The sequence below is a fragment of the uncultured Paraglaciecola sp. genome (assembly GCF_937123705.1).
Lineage (GTDB): Bacteria > Pseudomonadota > Gammaproteobacteria > Enterobacterales > Alteromonadaceae > Paraglaciecola.
The window spans coordinates 54,702-77,154 of record NZ_CAKZKO010000091.1 but is presented as its reverse complement, the minus strand read 5'-3'; the positions used below and the strand labels follow the sequence as shown (position 1 = coordinate 77,154).

General features: G+C 40.8%; 23 protein-coding genes. 12 read left to right on the top strand and 11 right to left on the bottom strand.

The window, feature by feature from the left end; translation table 11 throughout:
* The 8 genes from Q0688_RS12610 to ihfA form a co-directional block, all read left to right on the top strand.
* A partial coding sequence (locus Q0688_RS12610) for a hypothetical protein (RefSeq protein WP_299077021.1) occupies positions 1-735 on the top strand: 735 nt, incomplete at its 5' end.
* 88 nt (positions 736-823) lie between these two features.
* Positions 824-2,737: a threonine--tRNA ligase gene (thrS, locus tag Q0688_RS12605; protein ID WP_299077018.1), complete on the top strand. Its 1,914-nt coding sequence runs from the start codon at positions 824-826 to the stop codon at positions 2,735-2,737.
* A gap of 38 nt (positions 2,738-2,775) precedes the next feature.
* Positions 2,776-3,303 carry a translation initiation factor IF-3 gene (gene infC / locus Q0688_RS12600; protein WP_293750359.1) on the top strand — a complete coding sequence of 176 codons (528 nt, stop codon included), beginning with the start codon at positions 2,776-2,778 and terminating at the stop codon, positions 3,301-3,303.
* Between the two features lie 116 nt (positions 3,304-3,419).
* Positions 3,420-3,617 carry a 50S ribosomal protein L35 gene (gene rpmI / locus Q0688_RS12595; RefSeq protein ID WP_235310366.1) on the top strand — a complete coding sequence of 66 codons (198 nt, stop codon included), beginning with the start codon at positions 3,420-3,422 and terminating at the stop codon, positions 3,615-3,617.
* A 16-nt stretch (positions 3,618-3,633) separates the two neighbouring features.
* Positions 3,634-3,990, top strand: coding sequence for a 50S ribosomal protein L20 (gene rplT, locus Q0688_RS12590; RefSeq protein ID WP_299077008.1), 357 nt, complete (start codon positions 3,634-3,636; stop codon positions 3,988-3,990).
* Positions 3,991-4,269: 279 nt separating this feature from the next.
* Positions 4,270-5,250, top strand: coding sequence for a phenylalanine--tRNA ligase subunit alpha (gene pheS, locus Q0688_RS12585; protein WP_299077005.1), 981 nt, complete (start codon positions 4,270-4,272; stop codon positions 5,248-5,250).
* Positions 5,251-5,264: 14 nt separating this feature from the next.
* A complete protein-coding gene (pheT, locus tag Q0688_RS12580) occupies positions 5,265-7,649 on the top strand; it encodes a phenylalanine--tRNA ligase subunit beta (protein WP_299077002.1) in 2,385 nt (794 codons plus the stop codon).
* A 4-nt stretch (positions 7,650-7,653) separates the two neighbouring features.
* Complete coding sequence (ihfA, locus tag Q0688_RS12575) at positions 7,654-7,950, top strand: integration host factor subunit alpha (RefSeq protein ID WP_007620765.1); 297 nt, start codon at positions 7,654-7,656, stop codon at positions 7,948-7,950.
* 60 nt (positions 7,951-8,010) lie between these two features.
* Here the strand turns inward: ihfA and Q0688_RS12570 are convergent, their stop codons facing one another.
* The 4 genes from Q0688_RS12570 to Q0688_RS12555 form a co-directional block, all read right to left on the bottom strand.
* Positions 8,011-9,201, bottom strand: coding sequence for an amino acid aminotransferase (locus Q0688_RS12570; RefSeq protein ID WP_299076990.1), 1,191 nt, complete (start codon positions 9,199-9,201; stop codon positions 8,011-8,013).
* 84 nt (positions 9,202-9,285) lie between these two features.
* Complete coding sequence (locus tag Q0688_RS12565; protein WP_299076987.1) at positions 9,286-10,047, bottom strand: NRDE family protein; 762 nt, start codon at positions 10,045-10,047, stop codon at positions 9,286-9,288.
* Between the two features lie 36 nt (positions 10,048-10,083).
* Positions 10,084-11,040: an FHA domain-containing protein gene (locus Q0688_RS12560; RefSeq protein ID WP_299076984.1), complete on the bottom strand. Its 957-nt coding sequence runs from the start codon at positions 11,038-11,040 to the stop codon at positions 10,084-10,086.
* Positions 11,031-12,287, bottom strand: coding sequence for a serine protease (locus Q0688_RS12555; protein ID WP_299076982.1), 1,257 nt, complete (start codon positions 12,285-12,287; stop codon positions 11,031-11,033). The genes Q0688_RS12560 and Q0688_RS12555 overlap by 10 nt, the downstream gene beginning before the upstream one ends.
* Before the next feature lie 136 nt (positions 12,288-12,423).
* Here Q0688_RS12555 and Q0688_RS12550 point away from each other — a divergent pair, with 136 nt between their 5' ends.
* The gene (locus Q0688_RS12550; protein WP_299076979.1) at positions 12,424-13,062 is read left to right on the top strand and encodes a 1-acyl-sn-glycerol-3-phosphate acyltransferase; all 639 of its coding nucleotides are present in this window, start codon (positions 12,424-12,426) and stop codon (positions 13,060-13,062) included.
* Positions 13,052-14,290, top strand: coding sequence for a cystathionine gamma-synthase family protein (locus Q0688_RS12545; RefSeq protein WP_299076976.1), 1,239 nt, complete (start codon positions 13,052-13,054; stop codon positions 14,288-14,290). The genes Q0688_RS12550 and Q0688_RS12545 overlap by 11 nt, the downstream gene beginning before the upstream one ends.
* A gap of 29 nt (positions 14,291-14,319) precedes the next feature.
* Here the strand turns inward: Q0688_RS12545 and Q0688_RS12540 are convergent, their stop codons facing one another.
* From Q0688_RS12540 to Q0688_RS12520, 5 genes are all read right to left on the bottom strand, one after another.
* On the bottom strand, positions 14,320-15,129 hold the full coding sequence (locus Q0688_RS12540) for a 1-acyl-sn-glycerol-3-phosphate acyltransferase (RefSeq protein ID WP_299076973.1): 810 nt from the start codon (positions 15,127-15,129) through the stop codon (positions 14,320-14,322).
* A gap of 28 nt (positions 15,130-15,157) precedes the next feature.
* The gene (locus tag Q0688_RS12535; protein ID WP_299076970.1) at positions 15,158-15,562 is read right to left on the bottom strand and encodes a VTT domain-containing protein; all 405 of its coding nucleotides are present in this window, start codon (positions 15,560-15,562) and stop codon (positions 15,158-15,160) included.
* A gap of 133 nt (positions 15,563-15,695) precedes the next feature.
* The gene (locus Q0688_RS12530; protein ID WP_299076968.1) at positions 15,696-16,088 is read right to left on the bottom strand and encodes an OsmC family protein; all 393 of its coding nucleotides are present in this window, start codon (positions 16,086-16,088) and stop codon (positions 15,696-15,698) included.
* Between the two features lie 28 nt (positions 16,089-16,116).
* Complete coding sequence (locus Q0688_RS12525) at positions 16,117-16,548, bottom strand: DUF2214 family protein (protein ID WP_299076964.1); 432 nt, start codon at positions 16,546-16,548, stop codon at positions 16,117-16,119.
* Positions 16,541-17,410, bottom strand: coding sequence for a S1-like domain-containing RNA-binding protein (locus tag Q0688_RS12520; RefSeq protein ID WP_299076961.1), 870 nt, complete (start codon positions 17,408-17,410; stop codon positions 16,541-16,543). Before Q0688_RS12520 ends, Q0688_RS12525 begins: the two co-directional genes overlap by 8 nt.
* A gap of 152 nt (positions 17,411-17,562) precedes the next feature.
* Here Q0688_RS12520 and Q0688_RS12515 point away from each other — a divergent pair, with 152 nt between their 5' ends.
* Entirely contained in the window at positions 17,563-18,432 is an 870-nt protein-coding gene (locus Q0688_RS12515; RefSeq protein ID WP_299076958.1) for an aminotransferase class IV, read from the top strand.
* A 39-nt stretch (positions 18,433-18,471) separates the two neighbouring features.
* Here Q0688_RS12515 and cmoB read toward each other — a convergent pair whose 3' ends face one another.
* Both cmoB and cmoA read right to left on the bottom strand, forming a co-directional pair.
* A complete protein-coding gene (cmoB, locus tag Q0688_RS12510) occupies positions 18,472-19,443 on the bottom strand; it encodes a tRNA 5-methoxyuridine(34)/uridine 5-oxyacetic acid(34) synthase CmoB (protein WP_299076955.1) in 972 nt (323 codons plus the stop codon).
* Positions 19,444-19,584: 141 nt separating this feature from the next.
* Entirely contained in the window at positions 19,585-20,316 is a 732-nt protein-coding gene (gene cmoA / locus Q0688_RS12505) for a carboxy-S-adenosyl-L-methionine synthase CmoA (protein ID WP_299077024.1), read from the bottom strand.
* 138 nt (positions 20,317-20,454) lie between these two features.
* On the opposite strand from cmoA, the gene acs reads away from it, so the two are divergent.
* Entirely contained in the window at positions 20,455-22,398 is a 1,944-nt protein-coding gene (acs, locus tag Q0688_RS12500) for an acetate--CoA ligase (protein ID WP_299076952.1), read from the top strand.
* The last annotated feature ends 55 nt before the right edge of the window (positions 22,399-22,453 follow it).

Genomic DNA, 22,453 nt, shown 5'->3' with positions numbered 1-22,453 from the left:
AAGGCAGGTGCTAATTGCCCACATAGAACGCGTGATTATTTTATTGCAGGATTTACGTTCTTCTGTGTGGGAGTAAGTTTAGTCATTGATGGCAGTGCGAGTCTTGAAACGCAGAATCAGTTAGGAGTGATTGCTTGGGTTTTCCTGATTGGTTTGTTGGTTGGTGAAAATAAAGAAGTAAGAATGCAAGTTGTTATAGCGGTTGCATTTGCTTCAGCAGGCGAGTATTTTGCTTCTATTTATATGGAAGGCTATACCTATCGTTTTGAGAACGTGCCACTTTATGTTCCGCCAGGCCATGGAATGGTATATTTAACAGCAGTTGCATTAGCACGGTCAAGGTTCTTCTTGATGAATGCCAAAAGCCTAGCGATGCTTGTGATTGTTACTGGTGGCCTGTGGTCGCTTTGGGGAATTAGCGGCATTCCTGAGCAAGGTGATCAAGTCGGTGCATTTTTATTTGTTATTTTTGTTATTTGCTTATTTAAAGGTAGGTCACCTATGGTTTACTTGGGAGCATTCTTTATATGCACCTGGTTAGAAATCGTCGGTACGGCAGCAGGAACATGGAAATGGGCATCAATAGAACCTGTCTTTAATTGGTCGCAAGGAAATCCTCCAAGTGGCGTTGCTGCATGGTATTGTTTAGTTGATGCCGTAGCAATAGGTTTTGCGCCGATATTCTTAATTGGATTGCAAAAGGTCGGCAACTGGTATAAAACAATAACTCATTAATCCGTATTATCACAATTAAAGGAAACCAAGCCTGATTGGATGCTTGAGTAATAGATTCATTAAGATTAATTAATACGAAGGAATGTTTGTGACAGTTGTTCGATTGCCAGATGGTTCAGAGCGTAGTTTTGATCACCCAGTAACGGTTCTTGATGTTGCATCATCTATTGGGGCTGGGCTTGCGCGTGCGGCTATCGCGGGGAAGGTCAATGGAAAACTGGTTGATGTTTCTAGTTATATTAATGATGATAGCGATTTAGCCATTATTACTGAAAAAGATAATGAGAGTTTAGAAATTATTCGTCATTCATGTGCTCACTTAATTGGTCATGCCATCAAGCAATTGTATCCTGATGCAAAAATGGCCATTGGTCCCACTATAGATAACGGCTTTTATTATGATATTGATATGGAACATTCACTTAATGATGAAGATCTAGTCAAAATCGAAAAACGCATGTTGGAATTAGCCAAAACCAATTACAACGTGGTTAAAAAAGTCGTGACTTGGCAAGAAGCCAGAGATGCCTTTGCAGCCCGCGGCGAGAGTTACAAGATACAAATTCTTGACGAAAATATCGCCAAAGACGACAAGCCAGCCTTATATCATCACGAAGAATATACCGATATGTGCCGTGGTCCTCATGTACCTAATATGCGTTTTTGTCAGCACTTTAAATTGATGAAAGTCGCTGGAGCTTATTGGCGCGGCGATAGTGACAATAAAATGTTGCAACGTGTCTATGGCACAGCGTGGGCAGATAAAAAACAACTTAAAGCTTATCTAAATCGTTTAGAAGAAGCCGAAAAGCGCGATCACCGTAAAATTGGTAAAGCTTTAGATTTATTTCATTGGCAAGAAGAAGCGCCGGGCATGGTGTTTTGGCATAACGATGGCTGGAGTATTTATACTGAGCTTGAAAAGTTTGTTCGCCAAAAACTAAGGGAATACGACTATCAAGAAGTCAAAGCCCCATTGATGATGGACAGAACCTTGTGGGAAAAGTCAGGCCATTGGGACAAATACGCCGAAAACATGTTCACCACAGAATCTGAAAAACGTGAATATGCCATTAAACCCATGAACTGTCCGGGCCATGTGCAGATATTCAACCAAGGTTTAAAATCCTACCGCGATTTACCCCTGCGTATGGCAGAGTTTGGTTGTTGCCATAGAAATGAGCCATCGGGTGCTTTGCATGGATTAATGAGAGTGCGTGGTTTTACCCAAGATGATGCCCACATTTTCTGTACCGATGAGCAAATATTGTCAGAAGTCAGCGGTTGTATCGATTCTGTTTACGAAATCTACAAAATATTTGGTTTCGACAGTATTTCAGTAAAACTTTCAACTCGTCCTGAAAAGCGCGTGGGCAGTGATGAAGTATGGGATAAGGCGGAACAAGAATTAGCCGAAGCCTTAACCTCTAAAGGCATTGAGTTTCAATACTTACCAGGTGAAGGAGCGTTTTACGGTCCTAAGATTGAATTCACCTTACATGATTGCCTAGATAGAGCATGGCAGTGCGGAACTGTACAGTTAGATTTTTCTATGCCAGGTCGTTTAGGTTCAACTTATGTAGCCGAAGATGGCGAACGTAAAGTGCCGGTGATGATCCACCGTGCTATTTTGGGCTCTCTTGAACGTTTTATTGGTATTTTGATTGAAGAATATTCTGGCTTATTCCCACTTTGGTTGGCTCCAACTCAAGTGGTGGTGATGAATATAACCGATAAACAAGGCGAATATTCGCAAAAAGTAGTAAAAAAACTAAAAGAAAGTGGAATTAGAGCTAAGTCGGACTTGAGAAATGAGAAGATAGGCTTTAAAATCCGCGAGCACACGCTTAGGCGTGTCCCATATTTGCTTGTTGTTGGCGATAAAGAGATGGAAAGTGGTGAAATCGCGGTGCGTTCTCGCAAAGGTGATGACCTCGGAAAGATGTCGATAGATGCGTTTATCGAGAAAACCATGTCGGAAGTTGACAGCAAACTTATCTGATTTAATTTTGCGGAGGAATACATATTAAAAGCGCTAACATGAAGGCTAAAGATTCGAACAAAGCTCGGATCAACGAAGAAATTACATTAAATGAAGTACGTTTAGTGGGTAAAGATGGTGAACCTTTAGGCGTAGTGTCTATAACCGAAGCCATGGATACAGCTGAGCAAGCCAATTTAGACTTGGTTGAAATTAGCCCTAATGCTGAGCCACCAGTATGTAAAGTAATGGATTACGGCAAGTTCTTATTTGAAAAAAGTAAGACACTGAAAGAGCAAAAGAAAAAACAGAAACAAATTCAGGTCAAGGAGATTAAATTTCGCCCTGGCACTGATGAAGGCGATTACCAGGTAAAACTGCGCAACCTGCGTCGCTTTCTAGAAGCGGGAGACAAGGCCAAAGTAACGATACGTTTTCGTGGACGTGAAATGGCACACCAAGAGATTGGCATTGAACAACTTAAACGCGTTCGCGCGGATTTGGAAGACATTGCCAACTGCGAATCTTTCCCTCATAGGGTAGAGGGTCGTCAGATGATCATGGTACTTGCCCCCATTAAGAAGTAGTTAAGGTCTACAAGTAGTTCGGACACTGCACCCGTTCTCACCTTGCTGCACATTATGTAACTTACACTTTGAGTGTCTGCAACACGATAAGTGATTAACAATGCGGAGTTTTAGCAATGCCTAAAATGAAATCCCACAGTGGAGCTGCCAAGCGTTTTAAGAAAACTGCTTCAGGTCGTTTCAAAAGTAAACAGTCTCACTTACGTCACATTTTGACTAAGAAGAGTTCTAAGCGTAAACGTCACCTACGTGGCAAAAAATTAGCACATGTGGCTGACACGGCGTTGATCCAACGCATGTTACCTTACGTTTAAGACAGGAGACTAAAAAATGGCAAGAGTAAAACGTGGTGTTGTTGCACGTGCCCGACATAAAAAGGTACTAAAACAAGCCAAAGGTTATTATGGAGCTCGTAGTCGAGTTTATCGCGTTGCTGTTCAGGCAGTAACTAAAGCTGGTCAATATGCTTACCGTGACCGTCGTCAGCGTAAACGTCAATTCCGTCAGTTATGGATTGCACGTATAAACGCTGCTTCACGTCAAAATGGTATGTCTTACAGCCGTTTCATCAATGGTTTGAAAAAAGCCTCTGTTGAAATCGATCGTAAGATTTTAGCCGACATAGCGGTACATGATAAAAATGCATTTAGCGCATTGGTTGATGCTGCTAAAGGTGCATTAGCTTAATTTTTTAACAATTAAGTTTAAGTTCTTTCAGGAAACGGCGAGCATGATGCTCGCCGTTTTTCTTTGTATTACCCCCAAAAAACCTTTTGAATTTTAAATCCTGCCCATTAAATTGTCATTTGTTATAGATAATCGCCAATTTGCTTGAATTAGTAGCAATTGCTTCTAGCCTCAAAGCGCCCCTTTCGTGTAGAATTGCCGGCTATTTTTAAATTGCCTTAAGCTTGTATCAAGTTGTTGAATCAAGGCAATATTTTTTAATCCAAATTCGAGGACACTATGGATCTTGATGCCATAATTAGTGAAGCAGAACAGCAAATTAATGCTGCCGCAGACGTTTCTAGTCTTGAAGCCGTACGTGTTGATTTTATGGGCAAAAAAGGGCGAATGACTGAACTTTTGAAAGGTTTAGGTAAGTTGTCTAATGAAGAGCGCCCAGCGGCTGGCCAAAAAATCAATCAGGCCAAACAGAAAATCCAACAAATGATCCATGCTAGAGGTGAGTTGCTTAAAACCCTAGAGCTGAATCAAAAGCTTGCAGGTGAAACTATAGATGTTACTTTGCCAGGCCGTGGACAAAGTCGTGGCGGTTTGCACCCAGTTACCCGCACTATTAATCGTATCGAGAGTTTTTTTAGTGAATTGGGTTTTAGCACGAAAACAGGCCCTGAAGTTGAAGATGGTTTTCATAACTTTGATGCGTTGAATATTCCTGCTAATCATCCGGCTCGTGCCGATCACGATACTTTCTACTTCAACCCAGACGTGATGTTGCGAACGCAAACATCTGGTGTGCAAATTCGTACTATGGAAGTAGAACAGCCGCCTCTTAGGATCATTTCGCCGGGCCGTGTGTATCGTAATGATTATGACCAAACTCATACGCCAATGTTTCATCAGGTTGAAGGTTTGATGGTAGATCAAAACGTGAGTTTTGCTGAACTAAAAGGCATTCTACACGACTTTTTAAATAACTTTTTTGAACAAGACTTACAGGTGCGTTTTCGTCCTTCTTATTTTCCTTTTACCGAGCCTTCAGCTGAAGTGGATGTTATGGGTAAAAATGGTAAATGGTTAGAAGTTCTAGGCTGCGGAATGGTGCATCCCAATGTTCTTAAAGCTGTGAATATCGATCCAGAAGTTTATACAGGATTTGCCTTTGGAATGGGCGTTGAGCGCCTGACCATGCTGCGTTATGAAGTCAATGATTTACGCGCCTTCTTTGAAAACGATCTTCGTTTCCTTAAGCAATTTAATTAGGTCGAGCCAAGAATATGAAATTTAGTGAAAAGTGGTTAAGAGAGTGGGTTAATCCAGCAGCATCGACAGATGAGTTATCAGAACAGCTCAGTATGGCAGGACTCGAAGTAGACGGTGTTGAAGCGGTTGCCGGAGAGTTTTCTGGCGTGGTAGTTGGAGAAGTGGTGGAATGTGCTCAGCACCCTGATGCAGATAAGCTGCAAGTCACCAAAATCAATGTAGGTGAGGATGAATTACTAGACATAGTGTGCGGCGCACCAAACTGCCGTCAGGGTATCAAAGTTGCTGTCGCTATGGTGGGTGCTATTTTACCCGGTAACTTTAAGATTAAAAAGGCTAAGCTAAGGGGACAACCTTCATTTGGCATGCTATGTAGTTTTTCTGAACTAGGTATTTCTGATGACCACGATGGTATTTTGGAACTGCCATTTGATGCTCCCATTGGCCAAGATATTCGCGAGTTTTTACAGCTTGATGATGTCACAATTGAAGTAGACCTCACGCCCAACCGTGCCGATTGTCTTGGGATAAAAGGCCTTGCCCGTGAAGTAGGTGTACTTAATCAAGCGCCCGTGAACACCTTAGAAGTGCCAGAAGTGGCGGCTAATATTGCCGATAGTCGTAACATTCAACTTTTGGCTCCCGAAGCTTGCCCTCGTTACTTAGGACGTGTCATTAAGAATATCAATCTAAATGCAGTCACCCCTTTATGGATGGTTGAAAAACTCAGGCGTTCGGGTGTGCGAAGTATTGATCCTGTGGTGGATGTCACCAATTTTGTGTTGCTAGAGCTAGGTCATCCAATGCATGCTTTTGACAATGATAAACTTGAAGGTGATGTACTGGTGCGTTTTGCCAAACAAGGTGAAACGCTTACTTTGTTAGATGGCAATGAAGTCAACTTAAAAGACAATACTTTAGTCATTGCCGATACTACAAAAGCCCTAGCTATAGCAGGTGTTTTTGGTGGACAAGACTCGGGTGTCACTAATCAAAGTAAGGATATTTTCCTAGAAAGCGCGTTTTTTGCCCCAGATGCCATTATGGGTAAAGCGCGTCAATATGGCTTACATACCGATGCCTCCCATCGTTATGAGCGCGGTGTTGATCCGCAGTTGCAACACACAGCTATGCAACGAGCGACACAATTATTACTTGATATTGTCGGTGGAGAAGCAGGCCCGGTAATAGAAGCAGTGGATACTGCTTTTGTTCCAAAAGATCGCTCGGTATCTTTAAGGCACAGCCGTTTATCTAAAGTATTAGGTATTGAAATTGCTGCCGAAATAGTAACGGACATTCTAAAGCGTCTTGGCTTTTCGGTATCTTTAAGCTCTGATGTGTGGCAAGTCAATGTACCACCCTATCGCTTTGATATTAGTATTGAAGAGGACCTTATTGAAGAGGTTGCCAGAGTATATGGCTATAACCAAATACCCGATATTGCACCTGTAGCAAGCTTGAAAATGTCGCACCATCAAGAGCAAAAAGTGCAACTAAATCAACTAAAAAGCTCCCTAGTTGAACGGGACTATCAAGAAGCCATTACTTATTCATTTGTCGATCCTAAAATTCAAAGCTTACTGTTTCCAGATATGCAGGGATTACAGCTACCCCATCCGATTTCTTCTGACATGTCTACCATGCGAGTCAGTCTATGGACTGGTCTATTACAAGTTGTGTCATATAATCAAAAACGTCAACAAGGACGGGTGAGGTTATTTGAATCGGGCTTACGTTTTATTCCTGATACCAGTGAAAAAACTGGTGTTAGGCAAGAGTTGGTTATCAGTGGTGTGGCTTGCGGTATAGTCGCAGATGAAAACTGGGACATGACAACGCGAACTATTGATTTTTTTGATGTAAAAGCTGACGTTGAAAGCTTGCTTGATTGTGCTGGGGTGCAGAACTATCGCTTTGAAAAAGCGTCGATTAATGCATTGCATCCCGGTCAAAGTGCTAAAATTTTGGTCGGTGATACCTTAGTTGGATTTATAGGTGCAGTGCATCCACAGTTTGAGAAGTCATTGGGTCTAAATGGAAGAAGTTTTGTATTTGAGCTAGAAATTACTGCCCTAGGGTTAAAAAACCTACCCAAATCACAAGAAATTTCAAAATTTCCTGCAAATCGGCGTGACATTGCAATCGTTGTAGACGATGATAAAGCAGTTGGTGAAATTTTGACTTGTATTGAAAAATTTGGCGAAAATCAATTAGTTGGCCTAAACTTGTTCGACGTATATACAGGGAAGGGAATTGCTCAAGGAAAGAAAAGCCTAGCGATTTCGCTTATATTGCAAGATAAAACCAAGACACTAGAAGAAAACGATATTCAGACAACAGTTGATGGTATTTTGGCTCAGTTGTCAGAAAAGTTTGATGCATCTTTGAGGGATTGACGGTATGGCGTTAACCAAAGCCGAAATGGCGGAACATTTATTTGAAAAACTAGGGATCAACAAGCGCGATGCTAAAGATCTTGTGGAAACATTTTTTGAAGAAGTGCGCGAAGCTTTAGAATCAGGCGAACAGGTCAAATTATCTGGCTTTGGTAATTTTGATTTAAGGCAAAAAAATGAACGACCCGGTAGAAACCCTAAAACTGGAGAAGACATTCCAATTAAGGCTAGACGAGTGGTTACTTTTAGACCTGGTCAAAAGCTTAAGAGTCGCGTTGAGAGTTCTAAGCCTATAGATTAGTCACGGCAATAAACGAAAAAACCCGGTATTTACCGGGTTTTTTAATGGATTAATGTAAATTTATATAACAGAGACCAAAGCCTTGGCTAAGGTATCTACATTGGCTTTGCTGATACCCGCAATATTCACGCGGCTAGAATCAACAAAGTACACACTATGTTGCTCACGCACTGCTTGCACTTGCTCTGGAGTAATACATAAAAATGAAAACATGCCTTTTTGTTTCTTAACAAATTCAAAATCTTTGCTTGAACCATATTCATTCATCTTTGATACCAGTAATGAGCGAAGATCTTGCATTCGGCATCGCATGGTTTCAACCTCAGCTTTCCAATGCTGACGTAAATCATCATTATTCAAAATAATATCCACCAGGGCACCACCATAAGAAGGAGGCATGGAATATATGCCGCGAGCTATAGCTTGTATTTGCGATTGGATCACTTGGCGTGTCGCACTATTTTCGGTCACCATTACAGCAATACCTACTCGTTCACGATACAAGCCAAAGTTTTTAGAACAAGACGCAGCGATGATCACTTCAGGTAAGTTGTTAACTAATAGACGCATGCCGTAAGCATCTTCTTCTAGACCATCACCAAAACCTTGATAGGCGGTATCAACAAATGGGATAAAGCCAGTCTTTTGGGCTAGTTCCAATACCACTTGCCACTGCTCTTTGCTTAAGTCTGCACCAGTGGGGTTGTGACAACAGCCGTGTAATAACACCACATCGCCTTTTTTAACTTGACCAAGGCATTCGGCCATAGCGTCGAAATTAATACTGGCATTAGCTTTATCAAAATATGGGTAGGTTTGTATTGTCAGTCCAGCGTTGCCAATTAGGGGGATATGGTTGGCCCAAGTGGGATCGCTGACCCAAACTGTGGTGTTCTCATCACAACGTTTAATTAACTCAGATAATATTCTTAAAGCACCACAGCCACCTGGAGCTTGAACCGCAGCAATACGGCCAGCTAGTAACGCTGAACTGTCTTTGCCCAACATCATTTGCAGCATACCATCAATATAACCCTGCACGCCTTGTGGCGTAATATAGGTCTTTGAATCTTCTTTATCTAACAGAATACGTTGCGCCTTAGCGACAGAGTCAAGTATTGGTGTATGACCTTGTTCATCTTTATAAACACCCACACCTAAGTCAATTTTATTCGGATGAGAGTCGGCTTTAAAAGCCGCGGATAAACCTAAAATGGGGTCGGCAGAAAGCTGAGGCAATACTTCAAACATGATGTTCCTTAATGAAAAAATGGCTGGACGAGTTTCTGACGGTCATTATGCCATCGGTGGTTCAAAATTCGAGTTAATTTGAAACTAATTTATATTGAATTGAAAGCTTTGTTTGGCGATACAAGTTGCGGTGTTGTCGTAGCTACGTTCTTGCCACTGAACCTTTTGATCTTTATCAATTGTTAAAACAGTTGATGACCTAGTGCCATAATCTTCACCCGTGATAAAAATCGCCGACAAGCGGCGCTCCCACTCAATAGGAATACCCGTTTGTGGTAAGTCTTGGTCGGCCGCAAGATGTTTATCCAATAACAATTCAAACAATTTTTCGGGGAGGATGTCATGACCATTTTGACAATACTGTTGCAGCATTTCCACGCCTTTATTTGTTTTTGGCCACGGACTATTTAGAGTCGCGTTTGACAGACCATAATATCCATCTGTTAGTGGTTGAGTTTTGTCTAAATGATTATTGTATACCGCTAGTGAGTGCCACTTACCAAATAGCAAGTTATAGCCATTATAATCCGCTTTGTTAAGGCTTAATTTATGTTGATAGTTATTAACAGGTGTACGCAAGTAGTGGCTGACTAATTCACCCCTAGTGATGGCATCTGCTCGCACTTTTTGAGGATCACGAATATTGGTTAATGAGGCGATAAACCCCTGTTTATTGATCCCCATCCACGTGCCACCCGCTTGCAAGTCTTTACCAGCGAGCATATTTTGCTCCGGACCCCAAAAGTGTGATTGGGCTGTACCTCGCTTAAAAAACTCGTCGCGATTTGCCGCAATTATCAGTGGATAGTCTTTATGCTGATTAACAGCAACAAATAGAATACACATAAAGATCTCTAGGTTGTTCGTAGCATAAATACAGCATTATTTTGTTTTTAGCTTGTCCACTTGTGTAAACAAGTGATTGGCGTTATCAATAAATTCACCAGTAGGTGCTGCGGTGGTTAAATTATATTGAGGGGCTAAAAGTATTGGATTGTAGCTTGGTCTCGGGCTAAATTTATCGGTGTTCAAAAACCCTAATGTATAAATAGGCGCTATCAAGATAAAGGTCATGATTGATGCAATAATGTTGCGTCTAAGGGGAGATTGATGAAACGCAATAAAAAGACTTAACCAGATAAAAACACCGAGTATTGAGGTAAATATTCCTAGTTCTAGCCATGTAAACCAGGTGTCAGGATGAATATTAAATATTGTTATTTTCTGTAATATAATTAGTGCGTTAGCTAATAAAACGAGTAGAAATGTTAAGCTAAACTGACTGACAATATGGCTCTCCTTTTTGAGAACTTTTGCCAAAATGGCAAAGCTTAAAGGCCACAAGCAGAACGCGGCCAATTTTCCTAGCTCAGAGGGTAGTTCTTTGATTATGCTGAACTCTTGTACACTTTGTAAGTACTTTGACAACATAAAAAACCCTAGACACATTACAGCAAAACTTAAAGCTAAAAACCCTTGGTTTAACCAACTAAGGTTTTCCTCCAGTTCACTTAACGGCATGGCTTTAGCTAAAGGCACCTTAGTGTCGATAATTCTGAGCCGAGTACGGCCAATTTTTATTACGTCATGTGAGTTTAAAGTGGCTTGTTTAACAAAGGCATTGTTAACCTTGATGCCATTGATTGATTGGCAGTCATTTACCATTAAATTGCCTGATTCTGGATCGATGGCAACCAACATATGGCTTGGACAAATATATGGGTCATCTAAACGCAAGTCATTGTTAAAATCACGTCCAACACAGACATAGTCCTGGTCAAATTTGTAATGCTTTATAGGGATGTTTTTTCGAGAGAGAAGTTCTAAGACTATTGCCATTTTAATGCGTCCATAAATTTATGTGTGAATGCTAACGCTGAGGCTTTACTTACGCCCGCTAACGTATAGTGGCTGATTAATCCTTGTTGTTTGTGGTCGAGGGTGGCGGCAACAAAAAGAACGTCATAGAGCTGTTCAAAATCTTTATATGCCCGTAAACACAATACTGATTTATTAGTGACCTCATTAATATTGGTTACTTTGTCTTGCTGGCACCGAAAATTGGTTACATCGTTCTTCGATGCCATATTGCCGGCTCCCGCACCTGTAATGCTGCGTGAAAATAGATTGTAAAAGCGATGTTCACCTAAAGATTTACCGTCTAACCATTCAAACTCAACTTCAAGCCCTCCGGTACGCAAGCCATTGTGTAGGTATATTTGTTCATCTAGTTGACAACGATTTGTCACCGACAAGTACAGGGCTTCTTTATCACTGGTATTAGAACCGCCCCAACATGAAGTAAAATCACTGATTTTAGAAGGAATGATAGCTTCACCTAATTCGCTGGATCCCCAAGAGTGGTTGCTAATATGTGAAAAAAGTCGCTGTTGGTTTGCAAGTAACTGTTGTTGTATACGGGGCTTAATTTTTTCATTTTTCAAAATGGGCCCTTCTTGGTTTATCAACAGTCCCTTAATTTTTGCTAAGGGAATGAGAAATCCTATTTGATTCCCAGCGGTGGCCACATTTACGCCCATTACTTCACCTAATTCATTTACGACAGGCCCACCACTCATGCCAGGGTTTATTGAGCCGGTAAAGTGAATGCGTTGGTAAAAGCTAGTTTTCTTTAAGCCATTAAATGTTCCTGGTACCACTATCATGCCTAAATCATGAGGGTTGCCTAATGAATAAATGGCACTGCCTTGCAATGGTAAAGATTGAGCAATAGGAAATGCTTTTTCTTGGTCAGATAAAGCAACCTTTCTAACTAGGGCTAAATCATTGACTACGTCTATATCAACTAGTTGCAGTTGCCCTTTAGCTCCATCTTGTGCCAAATACTCAATTCTGAATTTATCAGGGTTATATACAAATTGAGATACCACATGGTAATTGGTAACAACATTCCCCGCTGTATCAATTTGAAAGCCGGAGCCAATCGAAGATTTATTACCAGACTCGAGTTCAATGATTTTTATTTGATACAAGGCGTTTTGGTGTTGCTCGAAGAGATTTTGCGCCGTTTGTTGGCTATGTGAATGAGCGCAGTAAAAAACTAATGCAAATAGTAAAATTCTCAATATTTAGGTTCCAAAGATTATTAAATTTAAAGGATGTTCTCAATCGTATCTAAAGTTACTATTTTGTTTACACTCGACAAAATAGTTTACATGAGCGACCATTCATATAGTTTAAATTGCACAAGCCAAGAATGATATGCCCGAAAGATTAAATACACCTATTCTTTGTAAACAGGTCCCAAGATTTGGTAATAAATTTAGTTATTGGTTGGGTACAAGTGTTTTAAGAATGTTGGGCTGGCGCTATAGTGGTGCATTTCCTTGTTGCCCTAAAATGATCCTGGCGATTGCCCCTCATACCTCAAATTGGGATTTTGTGATTGGGGTAGGGGTGGCGTTCAATTTGCGACTAAAAATTTCTTTTTTTGGTAAACACAGTATTTTCATCCCTCCTTTTGACCGCTTATTGCGCCACTTTGGCGGGATCCCTATCGAGCGTAGTAGCAAACATGGTGTGGTTGATAATATGGCAAAATCTATGCGGGACGCCGACAGTATGATTTTATGCCTAGCACCAGAAGGTACCCGTAGCCCTATATCACCTTGGAAAACTGGCTTTTTACATATTGCTCATAAAGCCAATGTTCCGGTATTTTTGGTTGCATTTGATTATAAGAAAAAACTAATCGAGTTTGGTCCAATGCACAATATAAGCGACAATACTCAACACGAACTCAATAGGATTTACCGTCACTTTGAAAATGTGCCGGGTAAGTATCCCGATAAAATGATCACTAAGGTTATTCCTCCTGTGGAGAAAGAGATTGAACAATAAAGGTTTTACTAGCCGTTTAGTGCATGCAGATAGGAAGCTCAACGCGCCAGAAAATGGCGCAGTACATCAAGCCACCAATAATTCGGTGTTATTCGAGTATAAAGATGCACAAGAGTTGGTGGATGTCTTTCAGGGCAAAAAAGCGGGTCATGTGTATTCACGCTCATCTTCTGGATCGAATGCAGCCTTACAGAATATTTTAACCCATTTAGAGGATGGAGTAGGGGCTGTTACTTTTGCGACTGGCATGGCGGCTATAACTGCTACTATGTTGAGTTTACTTAAATCGGGTGACCATCTAATTGTAAGCCATTTTCTGTTTGGCAATACTCGAAGCTTTTGTGAAACATTACAATCACTCAATATTGAATTGAGCTTTGTAGACGTTACAGATGTTCGGCATGTGAAGGCGGCATTTAAAAGTAATACTAAGGCCGTTTATTTAGAAACCATTGCTAATCCAGTAACCCAAGTGGCAGATTTAAGAGCAATAGGCCAATTGTGTGAAACTAAAAATGCCTTGTTCATAGTAGACAATACAATGACACCGCCAAATATGTTCGATGCTAAGTCAGTTTTGGCATCAATAACTGTTAGTTCTCTTACAAAATATATTGCAGGACATGGCAATGTACTTGGCGGCGCTGTCACTGACACAGGTTTGTTTGATTGGACGGGTTTCGATAATATTTTGCCTATGTACCGCGGTCCAGATAAGTCCCAATGGGGACTAACACAGATCCGCAAAAGAGGTTTACGAGACATGGGAGGCACCTTATCCTCAGAGGCAGCTCATGGCATATCGATTGGCTTAGAAACCCTTGTGCTCCGCACTCATAAAATTTGTGAAAATGCTACGCGCTTGGCCTCCTACCTCCATACTCACGATAAAGTTTTGGCCGTATATTATCCGGGCCTTGCGGACCATCCTCAGCACTTTTTAGCCCGAGAGCACTTTAAGGGCTATGGCGGCGTTTTAAGTTTGGATTTGGCTGATAATATCGACCCTATTCTTTTTTTAAACGCCTTAAACTTAGTGATCTGCGCCACTCATCTGGGCGATACTCGCACATTGGCTTTGCCTGTAGCTTCAACAATATATTTTGAAAACAGTGCTCAGCAAAGACAAGAAATGGGGGTTAATGACAATATGATAAGAATGTCGATTGGAATTGAAGATATTGATGATCTTGTGGCTGATTTTGAACAGGCCTTTGCGAAATTCTAATAGAATAAAAAGCTGTGAATAATCAAAGCCTAGTGACTAGTTAAAAGTTTATCTTTTTCTAACCAGCGGTTTTGTAACCAAGTGTCTATGTCACTTATTTCATCTAAATTAAAGTGTTCAAGGGTAATAGTGATTTTTCTTGGATTGGCATGTAGACAATTCCAAATATTTACATTTTTTTGGTGATAGTCAATGGTAATGTCGATTATGCTAGTGCCTAATTTAACGTGTTGTTTTATCATTTTTAATCCCCCTAACTTGGGGATTAATAAATGCTTATACGGCGCTTTTTGATTGACCTTTTTGGTCTCAGAATAGCGAGAGCCTTCTGGAAAAATAAGCAATGCTCCCGATCCATTACCATGAGTTTTTGAAGCCTTTTGAATAACCGAAAAGTCACTTTTGCCACGGTCCTTATTTTTCCCACGCTTTAATCGAGGAAAATTTAGTACCAAACATATCCAGCCAATAATAGGCACCCACACTATCTCTCGTTTGATTAAAAATTTGGTAATAGGACCATTACTAGTAATTACATGCTGCACTAATGGAATGTCGAACCAGGATTGATGGTTGCAAATTATAATAGGGGTTTGTTGAGTATTGGTTTTACCTTTGATTACTAGGTTGATACCTAATATGTGCTGCATCCAAAAAGAATCTACCCTTACAGCTGTACGATAAATATGCTCGGCTATAAATATACTGCCACGATTGATTACAGAAAAAGGTAGAAGCCAACTTACAATTGCCACAGGCAGTAATACAGCAAAACCAACGAGAAGATTGGCTACAACCCATAGTGCAGACGCGCAACTGATAAAATTTTTAATCAACATACTCTTGCTTGATATTCGTTCAAAGCAATCAACTCCAGATTTTGTCAACACCGATGATGAGTAGACCTAAACCAAGTGACCAAATGCCACACGCTAAGCTATCGTAAATTGAAAACTTTAAACGAGGCATTCCGCTTACACCTGTTAACAGCGGAACAATACTGCGTATAGCTGTTACCAAGCGCCCAATTACAATTGCAAAATTTCCATATCGAAGGATTTTAACCTCAGTACTTTTGAAAAACACCTTACGTTTTTTGGCGAAATTAGTTTCAAAAAATCGCGGTCCCATCCTTCGCCCAATATAATATCCGCTATGATCACCCATTGCTGCACCGCAAAATGCTATGGGTAATATTTGTTGCAAAGTGAGAATTTGTTCAGCATACAAAATGCTACTAATGGTTAAAAGGATCAACCCAGAGATAAACAAACCGACTCCAACAAATGCTTCTAAAAATGCAATGAGGAAAACAGCAAACAGAGCGTATTGATGATTTTGAAGTAACCAAGTTGTAATTAAATTTTCAATTTTGTTTATCCGTTGACTTCTAGGTGTTGTGATTTCAAGCTAATTCATAGCTGGTAGTAATATTTACGTTACCAGTTAACATCAAGATCACAGAACAATATTTTTCAGCAGATAACTGCACTGCTCGGGCAACATTTTTATCAGTTAAACCTTCACCTGTGACTATGTAATGAGCGTGAATAGCTGTAAAAAATCGTGGTGGTTGCTCTGCTCGTGTCGCATCTAGTTGGCATATACAATCATCAACTTGTTTTCTGGATTTCTTGAGAATATCCACCACATCGATAGATGAGCAAGCGCCCACAGAGAGTAAAACAGCTTCCATAGGCGTCATGGTTTCGCCATTGCCGTCTAACTCTATGGATTTACCGGTATCGGTTTTACAGCTGAATTTTAGATTTTCTTTCCAGTTTACAGTAGCTTGCATTAGTACCTCTTTATAGTAATTGGACCCATTATAAACCGTAACCTTTAGCCATAAATACAGCTAAAACAGGTATTAAAACTAAACAAGTTAGCTCAACCCGAATGGCATTAATGACTTTTGGGGGAATAGTCATTAGCGATTCTTTACCGCGGCTTGCCTTAAAAATATATAAGGACGGGTATATAGACAATAACGCCATTATCACAAACAAGGTTAATTTGGTATGAAACACCGGGTTTGACGTATAAAACTCAGCGGGTTTTCCCACAGCAAGCCAAAGTGTCAAACCGGCAATTAAAACCACAAAGGCGCTTACGCCATAAACCATATCTATGCGGGCAATTTTTTTCATCTGAGCAAGGGAGACTTGTCCCGTCAGTAACATATGTTCAGCCACTAATGTACCAGCTAGCACTATGATGCCGACAAAATGTATGTAACGCACCAAAATCTCAGCCATCGATTTTCCTGTTATCTTGTGCAATGAGCGTAATTTTAGTTTTGTCTAACAAGATCCGTTTTTGTTTGTATAAAGAGCCTAACGCCTTTTTATACACGTTTTTGCTGACGTTAAAGCGTTGAGAAATTTCATTTGCAGCACTTTTATCGGTCAAGGTCGATAAACCATCGTGGGCAATAAGATCTGCAATTATTTGTTCTTCTAAAGTGTTTCGTGCAGTGGGATCATGAAACTGAAAACATAAGTCAATCTTACCGTCTTCTCGAATGCGCTTAATATAACCTTTTAAAGAGTGACCCACTTTAATGGGGTGAAATATTTCGTCTTTAAAAATCAAACCTAAATGTGAACCATTAATAATGGCCTTGTAACCCATATCTGTTTTACCACATATAAGTAACTCTACTTCTTGTTTTGGCTCAAAAGTACCGCCTTCTTCACAAGACTCTTCGTATAGAAAGTCTTTTAATTTCGTAGAAGCGGCGAGGCGACCGGTTTCTTCATCACAAAATACGTAAACCACATAAGAAACACCTTCTGACATGGGATAGTCTTGTTCGTTAAAGGGGACTAATAAATCTTTTTCTAATCCCCAATCTAAAAATACTCCGACTTTAGTGATGCTTACCACTTTTAAATAGGCGCAATGGTCCACAAATACTTTAGGGCGTCTGGTGGTTGCAATAAGACGATCATCACTATCATGATAAATAAACGCGTTCACCCTATCACCTAGTTTGCAACCCAAAGGTGCATTTTTTGTAGGTAATAAAATTTGCCCTTTATTGCCAGCATCTAAATAGAATCCAAAGGGCACTTCATTAACAACTTCTAGGGTATTGAACTTTCCTACTTGGGACATGATTGACCGATTATCTGTAACGAAATATTAGCCTTATTGTAACTGAGCTATACCTTAAGAAATATAGAAACAATCTGTTTTTTTTACTAAATTGGGCGTTTTATTCATGGCATAATTAAATTAGATGATAACGGGTTTTTATGTGGTGCTTAATGACTGACGCTAACAATATTGTATTTTTAAATGGGCAGTATATGCCGCTATCTGAAGCTAAAATATCACCTATGGATCGAGGGTTTTTATTTGGTGATGGTATATACGAAGTCGTACCTTCCTATAATACAAAATTAGTTGGGTTTGCATTACATATTCAACGGCTGAAAGATGGCCTTGATGCCATAGGTATAAAATTATATATGGGGCTAAATGAATGGCGTGAAATAGCCCAAAACCTTATGGATAAAAATGGCGGAGGTAATTTAGGGCTGTATTTTCATGTGAGCCGAGGTGCGGACAATAAACGCTCCCATGCCTTCCCTGAGCACATTCAAGCTACCGTCTTTGCTTATGCTTTTGGGATTGAAGCGGTCCCTCTTATCAATAAGCAAAATGTAAAACAGTTTAGGGTAACGAGTACCGAAGACCTGCGCTGGAAACGTTGTAATATTAAATCTACCTCTTTATTGGGTAATGTGATGCATTTTCAAGAGAGTCGAAACAAAGGTGTTCAGGAAACTCTTTTATTTAATCAAAGTAATGAATTAACTGAGGCAAGTGCCTGTAACGTCTTTATGGTTAAAAATGGAGTAGTGATTACCCCTGCTTTAGATCATCAACTATTACCCGGCATTACACGTTGTATGTTACTGGATATCTTACGCAAAGAAGGCAGTTTGCAGGTGCAAGAAAGAGTCGTGAATATGACTGAAGTACGGGACGCAGATGAAGTCTGGCTTACCAGCTCAAGTAAAGAAATCGTCCCAGTGGTTGAGCTCGATGGACAGCCAGTTGGCAATGGGACAGTGGGGGATATTTGGCAATTTGCCCAACTACTTTATAGCGCGAATAAATATAATTATTAGCCTCTATTGTATGACAGTGGGGTTAAGTTTAAGTCAATATTAGGCTTCAGCCACTAGGACCGCCCTTAAAGGGGCAGGGTAACCTTCAATGGTTTTGCTGCGATCTTCAGGGTCAAGAAAATCAACTAAAGACTGGCTATCCATCCACTTTGTGGCTCTTTGTTCTTGCAAAGTTGTGGGCGCTACATCTACCACACGAATATTGTTAAATCCGACTCTTTGCATCCAAAGAATTAAGGCTGCCGTACTTGGGAGGTACCACACATTACGCATTTGTGCATAGCGCTCTTTGGGCATTAAAACGCTTTGCTCATCGCCTTCTACCACTAAAGTTTCAAGTACAAGCTCGCCGCCTTTACGTAATTGATTTTTAAGTTGATATAAAAAGTCGATGGGACTACGTCTGTGATACATCACACCCATAGAAAATACAGTATCAAAGGCTTTAAGTTCTGGGAGTTGCTCAATCCCAACTGGCATTAAATGAATACTAGGGTCAGGGTTAAAGTGTTTAATAGCTTGAAATTGCATTAGGAACAGCTGCGAAGGATCGGCCCCTACTACCAATTTGGCTTGTTCACCTAACATGCGCCACATATGGTAACCACTGCCACAGCCAACATCTAATACATAGCGGTCTTTGAGGGAATGAATGTGTGGTTGCACGCGATCCCACTTCCAATCAGAGCGCCACTCGGTATCAATATGAATGCCGTGCACATAAAATGGTCCTTTGCGCCACGGGGCAAACTGCATTAACAAGCCAGTAATGTGTTTTTGGGTATATTCAGTGATATCGGCAAGTTCGCCGAATGCTACTTTGTCTTGAATTTCTATTTTTGAAGGAGCCGTTTTAGGTAGTTTACTTAATAGTTTTACCCATTTATTAAAATCGCCGTGTAACTGCTCTTTTTGCCAATGAGCAATTTGTGCGGGCAGCACTTCTAACCAATGACTTAAAGGGGAGTCAGCAATTTGTTTGTAAAAATCATTAAACCAATTAACAGCCAAGTGGCCTCCTATAAAAGCAGCTTCGAGCATAGCGCTGCGCGCAAAATAGTGTGAAACAAAAATTAAAAAAAGGCATTTTTATTAGACAGAAAAAGCTTATCAATAATCATTTTCTTAGCTTGTAGCTTGTAGTTTGTAGCCTCAGCCCTTTATCGCCACAATAGATGCGAAGTTAAAGCAGGTAAACCAGCGTACAACGTCCGAGAAACCTACTTGTAGCAAACGATTTTTATGTTGTTCGAAAGTTTCAGTGCGCATTACGTCTTCTAAAGCGCTGCGTTTTTGACTGATTTCGAGCTCACTATAGCCATTTCTGCGTTTAAACTCGTGATGCAAATCAATCAGTAATTCATTGCCTTGTTCGGTATCGTGGCTCAATTTCTCAGACAACAGTAACACGCCACCAGAATTGAGTCCGGCATGTATTTTTTTGATAATTTCTATACGTTGCGCGGGTGGTATAAATTGTAAGGTGAAATTCATCACCACGCAGGATGCATTTTCAATATTAATATTTTGGATATCATCACATATAACTTTAATTGGTGTAGCCGCTTTGTACGCTTGTACATGTAACTCACAGCGCTGTGCCATGGCGGCAGAATTATCAATAGCGATGATGTGACAGTCGTCTTTATCAATATATTTACTTGCTGCTAGACTGGCGGCACCTAAGGAACACCCTAAGTCGTAAATATGGGTGTTAGGCTGTGCATATCGGCCACAAATCTGCCCAATAGTATCCACTATAGTGCTATATCCTGGCACTGAGCGCTGTATCATATCGGGGAATACTTCTGCCACCGATTGGTCAAACCGAAATTCAGCAACTTGTTGTGGTTTGGAATAAATAGTGTCTTTTACGTCTTGCATATTGCCAAGTTTTTTAATCAAAATATCGGGCAATTCTACCTGCGCAATCTCAAGCAAGCAATTTCCTTTCTTGCTAACTGGAGACGGCTCTTATAACGTATAACTAGAAGACTCGTTTTTTGACAAGGAATGACCATCATGCCTGTAAATGTATATCCTGTAACTGAAGCTATTAAAACCAATACTCATGCAGATAAAGCTGAGTACCAGCGGCTTTATCAATGGTCGGTGGAGGATCCCGAGGGATTTTGGGCAGAGCAAGGCAAAACCATTGAATGGATAAAGCCCTATACTCAGGTTTGTAATAGCGATTTTTCTTCAGATAATATTGATATTAAGTGGTTTGCAGATGGGCAACTTAATGCTACCTATAGCTGCATCGATAGACATGTTAAGCAAGATCCACAACGGACAGCCATTATTTGGGAGGGGGATGAGCCGGATACTCAAAAATATATCAGTTATCAAGAGTTACATGATGAAGTGTGCCGATTATCCAATGGTTTAAAGAAGTTAGGGGTGGAAAAAGGCGATAGGGTGATTATCTATATGCCGATGATCCCAGAAGCCGCTTACGCTATGTTGGCTTGCGCGAGAGTAGGGGCGGTACATTCGGTGATTTTTGCTGGATTTTCTCCTAATGCAATTGCCGATAGAATAGAAGATTGTCAGGCTAAAATTGTTATTACAGCCGATCAAGGTAGAAGAGGTGGCGGGCGCATCTCATTGAAGGACAATGTCGATAAAGCTTTGCTAAAAGAGTCGACAGCTTGCATCTCAAAAGTGATTACCTTTCAACTTACAGCAAGCCCATGTGGTTGGGATAATTCGCGAGATATCTGGTGGCATGATTTAGTGGCTAATTGTGCCAATAGCTTTGAACCAGAAGTCATGAATGCAGAAGATCCGCTATTTATCTTGTATACATCAGGCTCTACAGGCAAACCCAAAGGTGTAGTACATACTACGGGGGGCTATTTGCTTTTTGCCTCGTTAACCCATCATTATATATTTGATCACAAACCATCCGATATATATTGGTGCGCCGCAGATGTGGGCTGGGTCACTGGGCATACTTATATCGTGTATGGACCATTGGCCAACGGAGCAACTACTTTGATGTTTGAAGGTGTGCCCACCTATCCCGATGTTCGGCGTATAGGGCAAATTGTTGACAAACATCAGGTGTCTATTTTGTATACCGCGCCCACCGCTATTCGGGCCCTGATGGCAAAAGGTGACGAGCCATCAAAGGGCTCAACACGAGACAGCTTACGGTTGTTGGGCAGTGTAGGTGAACCTATTAATCCTGAAGCCTGGCATTGGTATTACCAACAAATTGGCAATGCCCAATGTCCAATTGTGGATACTTGGTGGCAAACCGAAACAGGGGCTGCAATGATAACACCTCTTCCTGGTGCCATTGATCTAAAACCCGGTTCGGCCAGTTTGCCGTTTTTTGGTGTTAAACCTGCATTAGTGTCTAATCAAGGAGAGATCATAGAAGGAGCGAACGAAGGCAACTTGGTTATTACTCAGTCTTGGCCAGGGCAAGCGCGAACCATATGGGGTGATCATCCTCGCTTTATTCAAACTTATTTCAGCACTTACAAAAATCTCTATTTTACCGGCGATGGCGCCAAACGCGATGAAGACGGGTATTATTGGATCACCGGCCGGGTTGACGATGTACTAAACGTATCGGGACATCGTTTGGGCACAGCAGAAATTGAGAGTGCCTTAGTGGCGCACCCGTCTGTAGCTGAGGCTGCTGTGGTGGGTTATCCTCACGATATTAAAGGGCAGGGTATCTATGTGTATTTGTTACCCACCGATGGTGTGGAAATAACGGACGAATTAAGTCAGGAAGTACGAAAATGGGTAAGAGACGATCTAAGCCCTATTGCCAGCCCCGATCTCATTCAATGGACAGGCGGTTTACCTAAGACACGTTCGGGAAAAATAATGCGTAGAATATTGCGAAAAATTGCCGCAAATGAACATCAGCAACTAGGAGATACTTCGACCCTGACCGATCCTAGTGTGGTGGATTTACTCATTGAAAATAGACTAAACAAATAGATCTTAGGTAATAAAGTAGACATTTCTTATGAAAAAAGGCATTAAAATCAATAAT

Excerpts from the sequence above, each read along its gene's own strand:
- infC (WP_293750359.1), top strand. The coding sequence starts at position 2,776 with ATGAAGGCTAAAGATTCGAACAAAGCTCGGATCAACGAAGAAATTACA.
- rpmI (WP_235310366.1), top strand. The coding sequence starts at position 3,420 with ATGCCTAAAATGAAATCCCACAGTGGAGCTGCCAAGCGTTTTAAGAAA.
- rplT (WP_299077008.1), top strand. The coding sequence starts at position 3,634 with ATGGCAAGAGTAAAACGTGGTGTTGTTGCACGTGCCCGACATAAAAAG.
- pheS (WP_299077005.1), top strand. The coding sequence starts at position 4,270 with ATGGATCTTGATGCCATAATTAGTGAAGCAGAACAGCAAATTAATGCT.
- pheT (WP_299077002.1), top strand. The coding sequence starts at position 5,265 with ATGAAATTTAGTGAAAAGTGGTTAAGAGAGTGGGTTAATCCAGCAGCA.
- ihfA (WP_007620765.1), top strand. The coding sequence starts at position 7,654 with ATGGCGTTAACCAAAGCCGAAATGGCGGAACATTTATTTGAAAAACTA.
- Q0688_RS12570 (WP_299076990.1), bottom strand. The coding sequence starts at position 9,201 with ATGTTTGAAGTATTGCCTCAGCTTTCTGCCGACCCCATTTTAGGTTTA.
- Q0688_RS12565 (WP_299076987.1), bottom strand. The coding sequence starts at position 10,047 with ATGTGTATTCTATTTGTTGCTGTTAATCAGCATAAAGACTATCCACTG.
- Q0688_RS12560 (WP_299076984.1), bottom strand. The coding sequence starts at position 11,040 with ATGGCAATAGTCTTAGAACTTCTCTCTCGAAAAAACATCCCTATAAAG.
- Q0688_RS12550 (WP_299076979.1), top strand. The coding sequence starts at position 12,424 with ATGCCCGAAAGATTAAATACACCTATTCTTTGTAAACAGGTCCCAAGA.
- Q0688_RS12540 (WP_299076973.1), bottom strand. The coding sequence starts at position 15,129 with ATGTTGATTAAAAATTTTATCAGTTGCGCGTCTGCACTATGGGTTGTA.
- Q0688_RS12530 (WP_299076968.1), bottom strand. The coding sequence starts at position 16,088 with ATGCAAGCTACTGTAAACTGGAAAGAAAATCTAAAATTCAGCTGTAAA.
- Q0688_RS12525 (WP_299076964.1), bottom strand. The coding sequence starts at position 16,548 with ATGGCTGAGATTTTGGTGCGTTACATACATTTTGTCGGCATCATAGTG.
- Q0688_RS12520 (WP_299076961.1), bottom strand. The coding sequence starts at position 17,410 with ATGTCCCAAGTAGGAAAGTTCAATACCCTAGAAGTTGTTAATGAAGTG.
- Q0688_RS12515 (WP_299076958.1), top strand. The coding sequence starts at position 17,563 with ATGACTGACGCTAACAATATTGTATTTTTAAATGGGCAGTATATGCCG.
- cmoA (WP_299077024.1), bottom strand. The coding sequence starts at position 20,316 with ATGCAAGACGTAAAAGACACTATTTATTCCAAACCACAACAAGTTGCT.
- acs (WP_299076952.1), top strand. The coding sequence starts at position 20,455 with ATGCCTGTAAATGTATATCCTGTAACTGAAGCTATTAAAACCAATACT.